The 16,929-nt window shown below is 63.7% G+C and carries 18 protein-coding genes and 1 pseudogene; 14 read left to right on the top strand and 5 right to left on the bottom strand.

Features of this window, described 5'->3' with window-relative positions:
- Positions 1–56: 56 nt before the first annotated feature.
- Positions 57–638 carry an ADP-ribosylglycohydrolase family protein gene (locus tag L3X40_RS18280; protein ID WP_092959712.1) on the bottom strand — a complete coding sequence of 194 codons (582 nt, stop codon included), beginning with the start codon at positions 636–638 and terminating at the stop codon, positions 57–59.
- 512 nt (positions 639–1,150) lie between these two features.
- Between L3X40_RS18280 and L3X40_RS18275 the strand changes: the two genes are divergently transcribed.
- The 3 genes from L3X40_RS18275 (at position 1,151) to L3X40_RS18265 (ending at position 4,150) form a co-directional block, all read left to right on the top strand.
- Positions 1,151–3,025 (top strand): PAS domain-containing sensor histidine kinase, encoded by a 1,875-nt coding sequence (locus L3X40_RS18275; protein WP_092959714.1) that lies wholly within the window; start codon positions 1,151–1,153, stop codon positions 3,023–3,025.
- Positions 3,022–3,645, top strand: coding sequence for a response regulator transcription factor (locus L3X40_RS18270; protein ID WP_092959716.1), 624 nt, complete (start codon positions 3,022–3,024; stop codon positions 3,643–3,645). Before L3X40_RS18275 ends, L3X40_RS18270 begins: the two co-directional genes overlap by 4 nt.
- A gap of 85 nt (positions 3,646–3,730) precedes the next feature.
- Positions 3,731–4,150: a response regulator transcription factor gene (locus L3X40_RS18265; RefSeq protein WP_048576339.1), complete on the top strand. Its 420-nt coding sequence runs from the start codon at positions 3,731–3,733 to the stop codon at positions 4,148–4,150.
- A 66-nt stretch (positions 4,151–4,216) separates the two neighbouring features.
- Here the strand turns inward: L3X40_RS18265 and L3X40_RS18260 are convergent, their stop codons facing one another.
- Entirely contained in the window at positions 4,217–4,618 is a 402-nt protein-coding gene (locus L3X40_RS18260) for a response regulator (protein ID WP_237366874.1), read from the bottom strand.
- A gap of 638 nt (positions 4,619–5,256) precedes the next feature.
- On the opposite strand from L3X40_RS18260, the gene L3X40_RS18255 reads away from it, so the two are divergent.
- The 10 genes and pseudogenes from L3X40_RS18255 to L3X40_RS18210 all read left to right on the top strand — a co-directional run bounded on the left by L3X40_RS18255 (position 5,257) and on the right by L3X40_RS18210 (position 14,598).
- A complete protein-coding gene (locus tag L3X40_RS18255) occupies positions 5,257–7,017 on the top strand; it encodes a PHA/PHB synthase family protein (protein WP_092959718.1) in 1,761 nt (586 codons plus the stop codon).
- Positions 7,018–7,035: 18 nt separating this feature from the next.
- Positions 7,036–8,448, top strand: coding sequence for a bifunctional enoyl-CoA hydratase/phosphate acetyltransferase (locus L3X40_RS18250; protein WP_237366873.1), 1,413 nt, complete (start codon positions 7,036–7,038; stop codon positions 8,446–8,448).
- Positions 8,445–9,641, top strand: a complete 1,197-nt coding sequence (locus tag L3X40_RS18245) for an acetate/propionate family kinase (RefSeq protein WP_092959720.1) — start codon at positions 8,445–8,447, stop codon at positions 9,639–9,641. Before L3X40_RS18250 ends, L3X40_RS18245 begins: the two co-directional genes overlap by 4 nt.
- Positions 9,638–10,411: an enoyl-ACP reductase FabI gene (fabI, locus tag L3X40_RS18240; RefSeq protein ID WP_048576335.1), complete on the top strand. Its 774-nt coding sequence runs from the start codon at positions 9,638–9,640 to the stop codon at positions 10,409–10,411. The genes L3X40_RS18245 and fabI overlap by 4 nt, the downstream gene beginning before the upstream one ends.
- Positions 10,412–10,473: 62 nt before the next feature.
- A pseudogene (locus L3X40_RS18235) lies at positions 10,474–10,596 on the top strand (phospholipase A); the annotation flags it as partial.
- Positions 10,593–11,693 (top strand): ABC transporter permease, encoded by a 1,101-nt coding sequence (locus tag L3X40_RS18230; RefSeq protein ID WP_048576333.1) that lies wholly within the window; start codon positions 10,593–10,595, stop codon positions 11,691–11,693. The pseudogene L3X40_RS18235 and the gene L3X40_RS18230, both read left to right, overlap by 4 nt.
- Complete coding sequence (locus L3X40_RS18225; RefSeq protein ID WP_048576332.1) at positions 11,690–12,478, top strand: ABC transporter ATP-binding protein; 789 nt, start codon at positions 11,690–11,692, stop codon at positions 12,476–12,478. The genes L3X40_RS18230 and L3X40_RS18225 overlap by 4 nt, the downstream gene beginning before the upstream one ends.
- Entirely contained in the window at positions 12,478–13,413 is a 936-nt protein-coding gene (locus L3X40_RS18220; RefSeq protein ID WP_048576331.1) for an MlaD family protein, read from the top strand. Before L3X40_RS18225 ends, L3X40_RS18220 begins: the two co-directional genes overlap by 1 nt.
- The gene (locus tag L3X40_RS18215; RefSeq protein WP_092959722.1) at positions 13,410–14,087 is read left to right on the top strand and encodes an ABC-type transport auxiliary lipoprotein family protein; all 678 of its coding nucleotides are present in this window, start codon (positions 13,410–13,412) and stop codon (positions 14,085–14,087) included. The genes L3X40_RS18220 and L3X40_RS18215 overlap by 4 nt, the downstream gene beginning before the upstream one ends.
- Complete coding sequence (locus tag L3X40_RS18210; RefSeq protein WP_053085634.1) at positions 14,080–14,598, top strand: GNAT family N-acetyltransferase; 519 nt, start codon at positions 14,080–14,082, stop codon at positions 14,596–14,598. The genes L3X40_RS18215 and L3X40_RS18210 overlap by 8 nt, the downstream gene beginning before the upstream one ends.
- A 15-nt stretch (positions 14,599–14,613) precedes the next feature.
- Here L3X40_RS18210 and L3X40_RS18205 read toward each other — a convergent pair whose 3' ends face one another.
- Together L3X40_RS18205 and L3X40_RS18200 are read right to left on the bottom strand one after the other, a co-directional pair.
- Entirely contained in the window at positions 14,614–15,600 is a 987-nt protein-coding gene (locus L3X40_RS18205) for an SDR family oxidoreductase (protein WP_338331156.1), read from the bottom strand.
- Between the two features lie 78 nt (positions 15,601–15,678).
- Complete coding sequence (locus L3X40_RS18200; protein WP_092959726.1) at positions 15,679–15,954, bottom strand: hypothetical protein; 276 nt, start codon at positions 15,952–15,954, stop codon at positions 15,679–15,681.
- Positions 15,955–15,968: 14 nt separating this feature from the next.
- On the opposite strand from L3X40_RS18200, the gene L3X40_RS18195 reads away from it, so the two are divergent.
- Complete coding sequence (locus L3X40_RS18195; RefSeq protein WP_092959728.1) at positions 15,969–16,388, top strand: hypothetical protein; 420 nt, start codon at positions 15,969–15,971, stop codon at positions 16,386–16,388.
- A gap of 118 nt (positions 16,389–16,506) precedes the next feature.
- Here L3X40_RS18195 and L3X40_RS18190 read toward each other — a convergent pair.
- Positions 16,507–16,929: ABC transporter permease (locus tag L3X40_RS18190; protein WP_237366872.1), on the bottom strand; the 423-nt coding region annotated here is incomplete at its 5' end.

Genomic DNA, 16,929 nt, shown 5'->3' with positions numbered 1-16,929 from the left:
AAGATGGCGCTCCCTTCGCCAGTCTTGAATCCGATCCGCGCGGAAAAAGGAATCCCTTAAATGTCCACACGCCTTAGTGCATACGCTTCACAGGCGTCGAGGCACGCGTCTGCAGCGTGCGTGGTCATGCTCTGTCGGCGGGCTACTCGCGTTACGACAGCGGGATCCGGCCGGATCCCCCAAATCGCAACAGGCGCAAGCCTCATTAGTGAGCCGTTGCCTGCTGAATGCAGATCGGTCGAGCCGGCAATCGGGTCGCCAGTTTCCTCGAAGCGTGCAAGGGCTTGGCGAGTTGCAATGCCAATATCGAAACAACTTCCCGTGGGGCTGAAGGCGCCGTTCCGCCACCAATCGATGAACCGCCGCTGTGCTTCTTCCGGTTCGAAGGCCGAGCCTTTTGCTGCGCTGGCCAGAAGAGCCTCTCCAAGCGCAAGGGCCATGGACGTATCATCGGTCCAAGTCCCCGCGTCCAAGCCGAACGGCCCTCCCCCGACCATATCTGTGATGTGGGGATAGGTGTCCCGCGGCTTGAACTCGAGGGTCGTGCCCAAAGCATCACCGACAGCTAGACCAATGAGACATCCAATGGACCGATCGATCTTGATCGTGAAGAGGGGTCCGCATCGCGCGGCAAACATGGGTTCTCGGCTTCGGTCGGGCGGCCTGCGGAATACAAAATCTTCGGGAAATACGCCGGGCGCGTTTTCCTATGTTTGCGCGCGATCAACCGTCCCGACTGGCGGGACGCGCGGCAGGCACGGGACGGCCAATGACGTATGCCTCATGACCCGCGATGCCTCTTGGCTTGCTCACGCATCGACCGATGCGTTGGCGCCCACTGTTGGCAGGATTGCACTCGGCTGCGAACCCGAACGATGCCTGGCATCGCGGATGTTTTGATGCTTTTCCAAGGCAAGGTTGCCAGATAAAGGTCTCAAAGTGAGACGGAACCTGCGAGGGTCTTGGGCCGATTCGAGGCTTTTAGAAGGACGGCAGTGGAGTTGCGAAGACGGGCTACGATCTCATTCCAAAAAGTCCTTCTGTTCTATCGAGTAGCATTTTCTGATGTAGTCAACTGACGAGTTCCGACGCTCGGAATATAATCAAGGTGCAACCAGAGAGGATGGATCAAAGCCAGACGGGATTCCATATGGAAAGTGACGCGCAGGATAGCTCAACACGGCAGGCCCGCTGGGGCTATGCGATTGGCATCGTGGCCGTTCTCCTCGCCGTACCCGCCGATCTTGCTCTCCGCGCGGGGGGCGTCAACCACAGCCCCTATCTGCTGCTCATCCTTTCGATCATCGTTGCAGCCGCGCTGGGTGGAACGGGCGCCGCAACGGGCGCGGCTATTCTCGCTATTCTGGTCGGGGCCTTGTTTGCCCTATTGCGCCCATTGCCTGGTCTTGAACCCTTCGATCTGCTGCTTTCGCTGCTGGTGGCCGCAGGCATCGCCCTGCTCGACGCTCGCAACGCGTCCTTGCGACGGCGGCGTGCAGCCTGGGACAGGAGACGCCAGAACCAGCTCTCGGAGATCGCCGACGAACTTAACCTGCTGATCGACGGAGCACAGGGTTATGCAATCTACATGCTCGATCCCGAAGGCCGCGTCACGATCTGGAACGACGGCGCCGAGCGGCTGAAGGGCTGGAGAGAGCAAGAGGTCGTCGGCCAATATTGCTCGATCTTCTACCCGGCGGACGCCGTCCAGGCCGGCAAGCCCGAAGCCGACCTCAAACGCGCGCGCGACGAAGGCAAATTCGAGGAGGAAGACTGGCGGCTCAGGAAGGATGGTTCCGAGTTCCTCGCGCATGTTTCGATCACTGCGCTGCGTGATGAAAGCGGAGCCTTGCGCGGCTTCGGCAAGGTGGTCCGCGATGCAACGGGGGAGCGCGCCGCCGAGAGTGCGCACAAAGCCAGCGCCAGCCATCTCCGCTCGATCCTCTCGACGGTCCCCGATGCGATGATCGTGATCGACGAACACGGCATCATCCTCTCGTTCAGCGCCGCGGCCGAACGGCTGTTCGGCTTTTCAGAGGCTGAGATTCGCGGATCGAACGTGAGCCTGCTCATGCCGTCGCCCGATCGTGAACGCCATGACAGCTATCTCGAACGCTATCTTGCAACCGGCGAGCGAAGGATCATCGGGATCGGGCGCGTCGTCATCGGCGCGCGGCGTGATGGTTCGACCTTCCCGATGGAACTATCTGTGGGCGAAGCCATTGGCGAGACCCAGCCCGTCTTCACCGGCTTCATCCGGGACCTGACCGAACGCCAGGAGACCCAGGAGCGCCTCGATGAACTGCAGTCCAAGCTGATTCATGTCGCCCGGGTGAGCGCGATGGGCACGATGGCCTCGACGCTCGCCCACGAGCTCAACCAGCCGATCACCGCCGTCGCCAACTATGTGGAGGCGGTGCGCGACCTGCTCGCCGAAGCCAATCCCGAGGATCTGCCGATGATCCGCGAAGCCCTGGATGATTCGGTTCGAGAGGCTCTGCGCGCCGGACAGATCGTACGGCGGCTGCGCGACTTCGTTGCGCGCGGGGAGGTTGAGAAGACCGTCGAGAATCTTCCCACCCTCATTGGCGAGGCGGCGGCGCTCGGGCTGATGGGCGCTAGGGAGAAGGGTATCGACGCCCAGTTCGATCTCGCTCCCGACGCTTCGAAAGTGCTTCTCGACAAGGTGCAGATCCAGCAGGTGCTAATCAATCTCCTTCGCAATGCGGTGGAGGCCATGGCGGAATCGTCCGAACGGCATCTGTGGATTGCATCCCGCCATGACAAAGCTGGCTTCATTCGGCTAACTATTGCTGATTCTGGCCCGGGCGTTTCGCCTGAAGTCGCGGAACAGCTCTTCACCGCCTTCGTCAGCACGAAGAGCGAGGGCATGGGTCTGGGGCTCTCGATCTGCCGCACCATCGTCGAGGCGAACGGCGGTCGGATATGGCTGGAGCCACGTCCCGGCGGCGGGGCTCAGTTTCATTTCACGCTCGTCGAAGCCGAGCCGGAGACTATCGAATGACCGAAAGACGTATGATCCATATCGTCGATGATGAGGAGGCGATCCGGCGATCAGCCGGATTCATGTTGAAAACATCGGGTTTCACGGTGGCGAGCTACGCGTCCGGAGTCGCCTTCCTGCGCGAGGTGCGGCACGCCGAGCCCGGCTGCATCCTTCTCGATGTCCGCATGCCCGAGATGGACGGACTGGAGGTGCAGCAGGCGCTTCTCGAGCGCGGCGTCGCCATGCCCGTCATCATCTTGACCGGGCACGGCGATATCTCGATTGCGGTGCGGGCCATGAAGGCAGGCGCAGTCGAGTTCATCGAGAAGCCTTTCGAAAAGGCCGTGCTACTGGATGCTATCGCCGCCGCCTTCGAACGGCTCGACGACAGCGACAAACGGGCGACAAGGGCGGCCGACGCGGCCGTGATGATCTCCGCGCTGACCGGACGCGAACAGGACGTGCTCAAGGGACTGGCCGAAGGTTTACCCAACAAGACAATCGCCTATGATCTCGGCATATCGCCCCGGACCGTCGAGGTGCATCGCGCCAATCTGATGACGAAACTGGGGGTCCGTAGCCTGTCCGATGCGCTGCGTATCGCATTCGCCGCCAATCTCGGCGGCGACCGCTCATAGGACCTCTACGTAGCGACTTGCCGCGATTTTCCTGCGATTCCTTGCATCCGGTCGACGTTAGGAACCGGATCAATGCGAGACGATCATGAATGGCACTGTTGCACCTCTCCCGGTGGAGCGCCCTAAGATTTTACTGGTGGAGGACGAGCCGGCCGTCCGCCGCTCTCTCCAGCTTCTCCTTCACGCCCGAGGCTATGACATCCGCTCTTACGCATCGAGCACGGCCATGTTTGCCGATCCGCTTGTGAACGACGCGATCTGCCTGGTGACCGACTATCGCATGCCCGAAATGGACGGTCTGGAGGTCTTGCAATCGCTTCGTGCGCGCGGATGGCGGGGACCGGCCATCCTCGTCACCGCCTATGGCTCGCCAGATCTTGTCGAGCGGGCGATGAAGGAGGGCTTCAGCATCGTCATCGAGAAACCGTTGCGCGAGCATGCGCTCGCTGACGCTGTCGCGCGATTGACGGCCCCGCCCCGCGCCTCCCCTGCCCCATCTTCGTGAGCGGCGAAGCGGCGTTGGCCGCTGCAGCGCGTGCATGGGAGCGCGTACCCCTGCCTATTGCTGCGTCTAACCGAGACCCAGAGGCAGGACTCCATCGACAAGGCCAAGCAGCACATGGTGCGCGAACGGCTTGTGGAGAATATGCGCGTAGCCCGCACCGCGTGCGCAGAGTTCGGTCTCCGCGGAATGATCGGCTGTGGTTAGAATGGCCGGGCGCTGCCAGCCCGCCGCCCGGAGCTGACGCAGAAGGTCGATTCCATCCACATGAACGGGCCGATGCTCGGCGATCAGGCAAGCTGCCTCCTCTCTCATCGGATCTGCCAGGAGGCGGGTCTCCTCTGCATAGGCTTTCACGCTATAGCCGCGAGCCATAAACAACAGGTGCAACGCGCGCCTCAATCCGGTGTCGCTCTCGACAAGGAGGATCACAGCGTGAGGAATCTGCGGGTCGGTGGGCCTATGTGTCACTCGTGCCAAACAAACCAAGGACTGCCGGAATCGTCCGGTCGATTCGGTCTAACGGCAACGTCGCCGCTCTGAACTACGTAGATTTCCCAAGTGACGGATAGCGCCACTGCTGATTTCCCCTCCGAGGGGAGCGATCTCAATCCATCCGCGACCGATCCTGCGAACCCCCTGGCGACAGCGGCAAGAAGCGCGCTCTGGATGACCGTACGGAGAGCATTTGTCCGGTCGCGATCTGGTGCCGCACTATAGGGTCACAATGTAAGGACGGCTGGGCAAGACCGTCTGCTTCTGCTCGATCATTGGGTTTACCAAGATCAATTCCGCCGTGTCGCACCTATGTCATCCATGAAGGCAAGCTGCTTTTCAGAGGACGCGCGCGGCGATGGATCGCTGACGAAAATGTTCGGGAGCAACCGACGGACTTGCGCTGTATCTAACCTTTGCAGTACCGTTTATTGCCGTTGCGAAGGTGCGATTCTTTTCCAAGGCACGGATCAAGCCCTGGCCCAAAATACCTGAGAATACAGGCGAAAGTGATAGCAATGGAATGCCGTGGGACATGCGGCATGGGGCATTTACGTAATGCGCTTGCGCGTGTTCAGCCGCAGTAGAGACAGGATTTTTTCAGGAGCTCCAAGATGGCAGCAGCGCATTCACGTCAGGACGCGTCCGATCCGCTCGACGGCATTGCCGAAACCCTGGACCGGGCCGCGATCGCGGGCATCGCACAGATCACCCACGGCCTGTCGCCCGCAACGATCTTCCAAGCCTTTTCGGACTGGGGCATGCATCTTGCCGGCTCGCCGGGCAAGCAGTTGCAGCTGGCGGCCAAGACGACACGCAAATTCATGCGGCTCGGCGAATATGCGGTGCGCAGCATCGGTGACCACGACGCCGCTCCCGCAATCGAGCCGCTGCCGCAGGATCGTCGCTTCGTCGATCCGGCCTGGAAGGAAGCGCCTTTCAGTCTGATCGCGCAGGCTTTCCTTCTCAACCAGCAATGGTGGCACGCGGCCACGACCGGCGTGGTGGGCGTCACGAGGCATCATGAAGACATGGTCGCCTTCGGGACGCGGCAGATCCTCGACACGATGGCGCCGACCAATTTCGTCGCGACCAATCCCGTCCTCCAGAAGCGGATATTCGAGACCGGCGGGCAATGCCTTGTCGAGGGTGCCAGGCTGCTGCTGGAGGACATGCAGCGCACGATGCGCGGCGAGCCGCCGGCGGGGACCGAAGCGTTCGAGGTCGGGAAGGACGTCGCCGCCACGCCCGGCAAGGTCGTCTACCGAAACGAGCTGATCGAGCTGATCCAATATGCGCCGACCACGGACACCGTGCGGCCGGAACCCATTCTGATCGTGCCGGCCTGGATCATGAAATATTATATTCTCGACCTGTCGCCGGAGAACTCGCTGGTCCGCTGGCTGACCGGGCAGGGCTATACGGTTTTCATCATCTCCTGGCACAATCCCGTCAGCGCGGACCGCGACCTCGACATGGAGGCCTATCGGCGCCTGGGCCCGATGGCGGCGCTCGACGCGGTGACAGCGATCACCGGGGCGCCGGCCGTTCACGCCGTCGGCTATTGCATCGGCGGCACGCTGCTGTCCATCGCGGCGGCGGCGATGGCGCGCGACGGGGATGAACGGCTCGCCACCATCACCATGTTCGCCGCGCAGACCGAATTTAGCGAGCCGGGCGAGCTCGGCCTGTTCATCGACGAGGCGCAGCTCAACGTGCTAGAGAACATGATGTGGAGCCGCGGCTATCTTGACGGGGCTCAGATGGGCGGCGCCTTCCAGATCCTGCGCTCCAACGACCTCGTCTGGTCGCGGATCCTTAACACCTACCTGATGGGCGAGCGCGAACCCATGTCGGACCTGATGGCCTGGAACGCCGACGGCACGCGGATGCCCTACGCGATGCACAGCCAGTATCTGCGCCGCCTGTTCCTCGACGACGATCTTGCCGAGGGACGTTACAAGGTCGATGGGCGGACCATCAGCCTGTCCGCGCTGCGCAAGCCGATGTTCGTTGTCGGCACCGAGCGCGACCATGTTGCGCCGTGGCGCTCGGTGCACAAGATCCATATGCTGAGCAGCGCCGAGATCACCTTCGCGCTGACCAGCGGCGGGCATAATGCCGGGATCGTCTCCGAACCCGGACACAAGGGGCGGCGCTATCATATCCTGACCCGCGAGACGGACGGCGCCGCGCTTGATCCGGATGAGTGGATGGCGCATGCCCCCGTTCGGGACGGATCCTGGTGGGTCGCTTGGGAAGACTGGCTGGCCGCGCATTCGGGCGAGGCAGTCGCCCCGCCGCCGTTGGGCGCCCCGGACAAGGGCTATCCGGTAATCGAGAGCGCTCCAGGCCGCTATGTGCTGGAGCACTGAATGATAGCCGTTCCGGAAATGATCGAGAACCGGACGTTCGACGAGATCGCCATCGGCGATACGGCGAGCGTTACCCGCACGCTGTGCGAAGAGGACATCCAGCTTTTTGCCCTCGTCTCGGGCGACGTGAACCCGGCCCATCTCGACGCCGATTATGCGGCGACCGACCTGTTCCACCGCGTGATCGCCCACGGCATGTGGGGCGGCGGCCTGATTTCGGCCGTGCTCGGCACCGAGCTGCCGGGACCGGGCGCAATCTACCTCAGCCAGTCTTTGCGCTTCACCCGGCCGGTGGGCCTGGGCGACGCCATCACAACCTCGGTGACCGTGACCGAAAAACGATCCGAGCATCATGTGCTTTTGCTCGATTGTCGCTGCGTCAACCAGAATGGCGACGAGGTCATTACGGGCCAGGCCGAGGTCAGGGCGCCGACCGAGAAGATCCGCCTTCCACGGATAGCGCTTCCCGACGTTCGCATCTCCGACCATGACGGCTATCGCAAGCTGATCGAACGGACGAGGGCGGACGCAGCGCCGCCGACCGCTGTCGCCCACCCCTGCAGCGCCGCGGCGATCACCGCGGCGGTCGACGCCGCCGAAGCCGGTCTGATCCTGCCGATTCTGGTCGGGCCGGAAGCGCGAATCCGCGCGGCGGCGGAAGAAGCGGGGAAGGATATCTCCGCTTATCGCATCGTCCCCGCCGCGCACAGCCATGCCGCGGCGACCGCCGCGGTGGCGCTTGTCCGTTCGGGCGAAGCGAAGCTGCTCATGAAGGGATCGCTTCACACCGACGAACTGATGAGCGCGGTGGTCTCCTCCTCGACTGGCCTGCGGACGGAGCGGCGCATCAGCCACGCCTATTTGATGGACGTGCCCGACCACCCGACGCCGCTCATCATCACCGACGCCGCGATCAACATCGAGCCGAGCCTTGAGGAAAAGGCGGACATCATCCGCAATGCGATCGACCTCGCCCATGTGATCGGGATCGAAAGTCCCAAGGTCGCGATCCTGTCGGCGGTGGAGACGGTCAATCCGTCGATGCGATCGACGCTCGACGCCGCCGCGCTCTGCAAGATGGCCGATCGCAGTCAGATTTCAGGCGGCGTGCTCGATGGCCCGCTGGCGTTCGACAATGCGATCAGCGAGGCGGCGGCCAAGGAAAAGGGGATCGTCTCGCCCGTGGCGGGCAAGGCCGAGATCCTGGTCGTCCCGAATCTGGAGGCCGGAAACATGCTCGCCAAGCAGCTCACCTTTCTGGGCGGTGCGGACGCGGCGGGCGTCGTCCTGGGCGCCCGGGTACCGATCGTGCTCACCAGCCGCGCCGACTCCGCGCGAACACGCCTGGCTTCCTGCGCCGTGGCCGTGCTGCTGGCGCGCGCCGCCACCAAGGCTTCGCCGGGCCTGCCCGAAGGCAAGGCTCTGACATGAGCCGCGCCGTCGTCAGCCTCAATTCCGGCTCGTCGAGCATCAAGTTCGCGCTGTTCACGCTGGGGCCGGACGGCCCTCAGCATGCCGCCGCCGGCAAGTTGGAGGGGATCGGCACCGCGCCGCACCTCGTCGCGCGCGATAAGGACGGAACTATCCTGATCGACCGGAACTGGGACGATGGCAGCGGGCTCGGCCACGAGACCCTGCTGCATGACCTGTTCGCGTGGGCGGGGGATCATCTGCCAGATCACGACATCGTTGCTGTCGGGCATCGCGTTGTCCATGGCGGGACAAAGTTCTTCCACCCTCTGGTCGTCGACGACGCCCTGCTTGCCGGGCTGGAAGCGCTATGTCCGCTCGCGCCGCTCCATCAGCCCCACAATCTCGCCGCGATCCGGGCCATTCGCTCGCTCGCGCCCGATCTGCCGCAGGTCGCCTACTTCGACACCGCCTTCCATCATGAGCTGCCCGAGGTCGCCACCCGCTTCGGGCTGCCGCGCGCGCTGCACGACAAGGGTATCCGGCGCTACGGGTTTCATGGCCTGTCCTATGAATATATCGCCCGCGCGCTCGGGGAGGCCGATCCGGGGCTCGCCTCGGGTCGCGTGATCGCCGCCCATCTCGGCAATGGTGCCAGTCTCTGCGCGATGCAGAACGGCCGCAGTGTCGATACCACGATGGGCTTCACCGCGCTGGATGGGCTGATCATGGGCACACGGTGCGGCGCGATCGACCCCGGAGTTGTGATTCATCTACAGACCCAGGAGGGCATGAGCGCGGCTGAGGTAGAGACGCTGCTCTACAAGCAGGCCGGACTGCTCGGCGTATCCGGCATCTCCAGCGATATGCGCGCACTCCATGACAGCGACGATCCGCGCGCTGCCGAGGCGATCGATCTCTTCATCTGGCGGGCAGCGCGCGAGGCGTCGGCCCTCATATCGTCGCTCGGCGGCGTCGATGCGCTGATTTTCACCGCGGGTATCGGCGAAAATGATCCCGTCATCCGCGCAGCGATCTGCGCGCGACTGGCCTGGCTGGGCATCGTCATCGACCCATTCGCCAATGCGCGCAACGCCCCCATCATCAGCGCGGAGGACAGCCGAGTTGCCGTTCGTGTCATTCCCACGGACGAGGAGCGTATGATCGCCATTCACACACTCGCCGCGCTGACCCCGGCAGGAGGACAATCATGAAACCGCTGGTCGATCTTGCCGGCAAGCGCGGGCTCGTCGTTGGCATTGCGAATGAACACAGCATCGCGGCCGGCTGTGCCGAGGCGTTCGCGCGTTGCGGGGCACGGCTCGCCGCCACCTATCTCAACGCCAAGACGGAACAGTATGTGGCGCCGGTCGCGGAACGGCTGGGGGTCGAATGGACCGCGCCTTGCGATGTCCGCGTTCCCGGTGAGCTGGAGGCGCTGTTCAACGAGGTGAACACGAAATGGGGCGGCCTCGATTTCCTGCTCCATTCGATCGCCTTCGCGCCGCGGGAGGATCTTCATGGCCGCGTCGTCGATTCCTCTGCGGAAGGCTTCGCAATCGCCATGGATGTTTCCTGCCACAGCTTCCTACGCATGGCGCGACTGGCCGAACCGCTGATGCCCGACGGAGGCTGCCTGCTGTGCGTAACCTTCTACGGATCGGACCGGGTGGTCGAGCACTATAATCTGATGGGGCCGGTAAAAGCGGCTCTGGAAAGCGCGACCCGTTATGTCGCCGCCGAACTGGGGTCCAAGGGCATCCGCGCCCATGCGATTTCCCCGGGTCCGATCGCGACGCGGGCGGCGAGCGGCATCGAACGCTTCGATGAACTGATCGAGCGCGCCGCGGCGGCCGTCCCGGAAGGCCGGCTCGTCGATGTCGACGATGTCGGCGCGCTGGCGGCGTTCCTGGTCAGCGATGCTGCCGAGCGGATCACCGGCACGGTCATCCCGGTCGATAGCGGCCTGCACCTGCTCGCATGACGGGTTTCAACCGGCAGCACGCGGATTCCCTTGCCGACGCGGCGGCCGTCTGCTTGAATTGCATGCTCGGCGACGGACCGGAAGTCTATCCCTTCGGCCAGAGCTTCGCCGGCTATGGCGAGAACCTGCTCGACCATAACCGGCGAACGACGCGCCTGCGCATCGGTGTGGCGCTCGTCCGGTGACCGAGGCCGACTGGCGCCTCGACGACACCGATGTCCCGACGCTTCACCCCAGCGGTGACTGGACGGCGCTTGATCTGGGCGACGCTGCCGATCGCCTGGCCACGAAATTCGGGAGCGCGCAGCGCCTCGACGTCTCCGAACTGGGGCGAGTGGATACCGCCGGTGCGCTGGCGCTGCTCCGGTCCATGACAAACGGCGGCGATGTCGACTGCGGCCCGAGAGAGGATCTGCGGCGGTTGATCGACCTCGTGCGACCTGCCCTCGAGAAGGAAGCCCCGACGAAACAGGGCCTCAAGGGGTGGACAGGCTTTTTCGACCGGTTCGGCCGCCAGGTCGTCCAGTTCGGCGGCGACGCCTACGACATGCTCGAATTCGCCGGCCGGCTGGTTGTGGCGCTCGGCCGGACGGTCGTGCACCCGCGCCGTCTGCGTCTGACGCCGCTGGTTGCGATGATGCAGGACGCGGGGGTCAACGCGCTCCCGATCGTGTTCGTGATGACCTTTTTCATCGGGGCGGTGATCGCGCTCGTCGGCACCAACCTGCTGACGACGCTTGGTGTCGAGGTGTTCACGGTTCAGCTTGTCGGCGTGGCAATCCTGCGCGAGTTCGGCGTGGTCATCGCCGCGATCCTGCTGTCGGGCCGCTCCGCATCATCTTTCGCCGCGCAGATCGGCTCGATGCGGATGAACCAGGAAACCGATGCGATGCAGGTGATGGGCGTCGACCGCTTCGACGCCCTTGTCATTCCACGGGTTCTGGCAGCGCTGCTGATGATGCCGCTGATGACCTTTTGCGCGGATATCGGTGGCATCGCCGGCGGCCTGCTGGTCAGCTGGGCCACGATCGACATCAGCCCGGTCTTCTTCATCCAGCGCACGCTCGAGACGGTGAGCATAACGCATTTCTGGATCGGGATGAGCAAGGCGCCGTTCCTGGCGCTGGTGATCGCCTCGGCGGGTTGTCGGCATGGCCTGATGGTCGGCGGCGATGTCCAGAGCCTCGGGCGCAACGTCACCTCGGCGGTGGTCCAGTCGGTCTTCATGGTCATCATGTTCGATGCGATCTTCGCGGTGCTCTTCATGGTGTTGGACCTGTGAGCGCTCCATCGACCACCGACGCCGTCGATGCTCCGATCCGTGTCCGCGGCCTCAGGACCGCATTTGGCGAAAAGGTCATTCACGACGATCTCGATCTCGAGGTCCGGCACGGCGAAATACTCGGCGTCGTAGGGGGATCGGGCTCCGGCAAGTCAGTCCTGCTCAACACCATACTCGGATTGAAACGGCCCGATGGCGGGACCGTCGAAATCTTCGGACGGAACATCGACGATGCGGACGCGCAGGCCGATATCGAACGGCGGATCGGCGTGATGTTCCAGCAGGGCGCTTTGTTCTCCTTCCTGACCGTGCAGGAAAATGTCGAGACGCCGCTCCTCGAGCATGCGCATCTTTCCAAGGGCTTCGTGCGTGATCTCGCGCGATTGAAGATCAAGCTTGCCGGCCTGCCCGATAATGCCGGCATCCTGAAACCGTCTGAACTTTCAGGAGGCATGCGCAAACGCGCGGGCGTCGCGCGTGCGATCGCGCTCGACCCCGACATATTGTTCCTCGACGAGCCGACAGCCGGTCTCGATCCGATCGCGGCGGGAGAGTTCGACGACCTCGTCAAGACACTGCGCGATGCGCTCGGTCTCACAGTCTTTATGATCACCCACGATCTCGACACGCTCTATGCCATCTGCGACCGGGTCGCCGTCGTCGCCGACAGGAAGATCGTCGCGGTCGCGCCGGTCGCCGAGCTCGAGCAATCGGACCATCCCTGGATCAAAAGCTATTTCCTGGGGCCGCGCGGCCGTGCCGCCAAGAAGCAGAAAGAAGGCTGATGGAACGCCACGCCAATTATGCCCTGGTGGGCGCCGTCTCGATCGTGCTGCTCATCGCGACGCTCGTGTTCGTGGTGTGGCTGGGCGGCTCGCAGTTCAGACGGGAGCACGATCCCTATCAGATCGTCTTTCATGGTCCCGTGCGGGGGCTGAGCGTGGGGGCGGAGGTCCAGTTCAACGGCATCAAGGTCGGTCAGATCCAGCGGATCAGGCTCGACGAGCGCGATCCCAACCGTGTGGTCACCGATATCGAGGTCAACCGCGGGACGCCCGTGCGCGTGGATTCGATGGCGTCGACCGAAACGCAGGGCATTTCGGGGGTCAGCATCGTCCAGATCAGCGCCGGGACCGCGATCAAGCCGCTTCTACGGAAGGTCGATCATAGCAAGCGCCCGGTCATTCCGAGCAAGCCCAATGCGCTCTCGTCGCTGCTGCAGGGAGGAGGGCAGATGGTCGCGAGCGCGACCGAAGCCCTGACCCGCGTGAACAAGCTGCTCTCCGATCGCAACATTGCCGATGTCGGCGCGGCCATCCACGACATCAGGACGACGACTGGGGAGCTTGCGGCGAACCGGACCATGATCGCCAACGCCGCCTCGGCGCTGACCAAGCTCGACCGCGCCGCCACCGATATTCAGGGAGCGGCGGCATCCGTCCGTCACATCGCCGATGGCGACGGCAAACGCGCTTTTGCAGACATCTCCGGGGCGGCTGGCGAACTCAAGGTCGCGGTTCACGAGGCCCGCGGCGTCATCGCGAAGCTCGATACCCAGAGCGGCGACATCGGCACGACCACTCTCCCCAACATCAACGCCACGATGCGCAGCCTGCAGGAGACGGCCGAATCCCTGGACGGGCTCATCCGTCAGATCCGGCAAAATCCCCGTCAGGCATTGGGCAAGGACAGTGGCAAGGAACTGGAGCTACCGCGATGAGGCATTCCCCTGGATATCGGACATCCGCGACCCTGATGGGAGCGCTGTTGCTGGCCGGCTGCGGGAGCCTGTTGGGGGGTGGCAAGCGTGATGATCTCTTCCGTTTCGGCGTGATCGAGCGGACGAACGACACCGCCCCGCAGGCGGCGGTCGCCCGCCGGCCGCTTTCGCTGTTGCGGCTTCGCTTCGCACCGGAAATCGAGGGCGATCGCATCCTCACCACGCGCGGCGCGCAGGCGCTCTATATCAAGGACGCCCGCTGGGTCGCATCGGTCCCCGATCTTTTCACGCAGGCGCTGACGCGGCAGTTCGGTGCGCGCGCGCCCGACCTCCGCCTCGCTTCGCCCCGAAGCGCGACGGGAGCCTCGCAGGCCCTGCAGGTCACCATCGACAGGTTTGAGGCGCGCTACACGCCGGAAGCCGAGGGCAAGACCCCGCCCACCGTCGTCATCGCCGGGGAGGTGACCCTGTTTGGTGCCGATGACAGACAGCCGGTCGCGTCGCGCCGTTTCTCGGTCGAGGAACCAGCGCTTGCGAACAGCACGAGCGGGATCGTGCCGGCTTTCGACCGGGCGGTGACCCGTTATGCGGCACAACTCGTCGACTGGACGGCGCAAACCAGCCGCAGCGCGTCCTCCAATCCACCATCCGGAAAAGGCCAGAAAGATGAATGACAAGACCGTGGAACTCGTGACGCGGAGCGGGCTTCGCCTTTGCGTGCGGCAGGCGGGCTCGACGGACGGGCCGATCCTGACGCACTTGTTCCACCATGTGAGCCATGAGGATCTGCGCTTCCGGTTCCTGTCGGGATTGAACGAAATCGGTCCAGAGCAACTGCGCGCGCTGACCCCGATAGATGACGGCAACGCGGTAAGCTTCCTCGCATTCGATGCCGAGAGCGGTGTCGCCGTCGCAAGCGCGATGCTCGTCTCCGATGCAGCGGGCGAGCGGGGCGAGGTGGCGATCTCCGTTGACGCCGACTATCGGCACCGAGGCGTCGGATGGACTCTCCTCTCCTTCGTGGCCGATCGGGCCGAAGCCCGGGGTCTTTCGAAAATCGAGTCGATCGAGAGCCGCGCCAATGTCGCCGCGATCGAACTCGAACGCGACATGGGCTTCTCGGTCGAGGAATATCCTGGAGACTCGACCCTGGTGCTGGTCAGCAAAACTCTACGCGCCGGTTGAACCCGGTGTCGGCGCTCAACCCTTCAGCGCTGCGGCGATCGCGTCCTTCAGGGGCGTGGTCGGCCGGCCGATCAGCCTGCCAAGGTCATGGCTGTCGTCGAACAGGGCGCCCTGGCCCGCCGCCGCGTCCGATTGGGCGAGCATCGCAGCGACCGCCTCCGGCAGTCCGGCTCCGACCAGCGCCGCCTTGTAGTCAGCTTCGCTCAGGTTCTGGAAGGTGATCGTCTTGCCTGTCTGACGAGAGAGTTCGTCCGCGAATTCGGCGAGCGTATAGGCCTCATCGCCCGCCAGTTCGTAGACGCGTCCAGCCTGATCCTCCGGCGCGACGAGCACGGCCGCGGTTGCGTTGGCGAAGTCAGCGCGGGTCGCCGAGGCGATGCGGGCGACTCCGGCGGAGCCTATCATGACGCCATGCTGGAGAGCGGCGGGTATCGAGGCGGTGTAGTTCTCGGTGTACCAGCTATTTCGCAGCAACACGGTCGGCAGTGCGCTTTCGCGGAGGAGCGCCTCGGTCTGGCGATGCTCCTCGGCAAGGCCGAGCGGTGACGTATCCGCGTGCAGCGCGCTGGTATAGGCGATGAGCTTCACGCCGGCCGTCTTCGCGGCATCGATCACCGCCTTATGTTGCGGTACGCGGTGCCCGACCTCGTTTCCCGAAATGAGCAGCAGCTTGTCTACGCCCGCGAGAGCCGGGCCGAGGGTCTCCGGCCGGTTATAATCGGCTTCGCGCACGACGACCCCCTTCGCAGCGAGGTCGGACGCCTTGTCGACGTCACGCACCAGGGCCGCGATCTCGCCAGCCGGCACCGTCCTGAGCAGTGCTGCGATGACGAGCCGTCCGAGTTGTCCTGTCGCTCCGGTGATTGCGAGCATGGTTCTTCCTCTTCTTTGCTTGGAGGGCGTTCCGATCGTCTCGCCTTTGGCGTCCATCGAGTCGTTGGGCTCGGGCAATGTCAGCGAGTGGATCGTCGGCATACATAATATGCGATCGAATCGATCCAATCTAATCTCTGATCGCGCGACGGCGTTTTCTGCCCCAGCCCTGGGAGCTGGGCGGCAACGCCTCCGATGAGATCGACTCTACTTGCGCTGTGCGGACGGCGCCAACGCCCGCAACCCACTGATCAGCGTGTCGAGCCGCTGTTCGGCTTCGCCTTGATCAGCCTCGGGATAGGCCGTCGCGACGCGAGCGCCCCAACAGCCTAAATCGACCGTCGTGAGGCTGAATTCAAAGGGAACGCCTTCGCGGCTGCCGCGGAACCGTCCGCGCCAGACGGCATCCTTTGGCATGTCGGGAAGAACGACCGGCCTCTCGGACAGCGGCGTGCTTTCATCGAAATAGCTGCGCGCAAGCACTTCATGATCGTATAATGCTCCTTCGCCGACATTTGCTCGATATGAACCAGCGAGATGCGGGCAACGATCGTCGAACCGTGCACTGGCGAACGATATTCGACGGAAACATACTGGCCGCTGGGATCATATCCCTGCTCGGCTACGCGGGTGAATCCGGCGAGCATATGGGGAAAGCGCGCACCGCTTCCCACATGCACCAAGGTCCCGTCGGAATCGAGGCGGAAGCCCGCCGGGGCGGTCGCTTCGGCGGCAGCGGGCGCCGACTGGGCGGCGGTGTGAATAGAAAGCCCAAGAAGAACACTCAGAACGAGCGGCGCAAGACGCCTGAGACGCGTCTTCCTTTTCATTCGGGAAGCTTCGCCATGATGATGGAGGCGATCGCCATCACCAGACCGGCCGTCAATCCATACAGGAAAATGACGTCGATCGACTGACGAATTCTGTCCAGGGCGTGCATGGAGATTCTCCCCTTTGTGGTGAGAAAAGTTTCGCGCAGCCGCGCTGTTGGGCATATTGGTAGTGTTACTGAGGCGGCCATCACCATGTGCCTGCTTATGCCATCGTTCCGATCGTCCGGCGGAACCGCGCGAGCGCGATCAGGAAAAACACTGCACCGATCACGGCGATGGCAAGGAACTGGGGCCAGACCACGTCGAAGCTCGCTCCCCGGTAGAGAATCGCCTGCGCCATTCTCACAAAATGGGTGGTGGGCGCGGCGAGCATCACCGTTTGCACGAACTCGGGCATGCTCTCGCGCGGGGTCATACCGCCGGACAACAGCTGGAGCGGCAGCAGCACGAGCATCAGCAACAGACCGAACTGCGGCATCGAGCGCGCGATCGTGCCCATGAAGATGCCGATCGACGTGGTGGCGAACAAATGCAGCGCCGCACCCGTCAGGAACAGCGGGATCGATCCCTCGATCGGCACCTTCAATATTCCTTCGACCACCACCAGCAGCGCGAAGGCGCAGGC

Source organism: Rhizorhapis sp. SPR117 (assembly GCF_021742065.1).
Note: the sequence above shows the minus strand (reverse complement) of the source record. Positions and strands in the feature narration are given on the sequence as shown.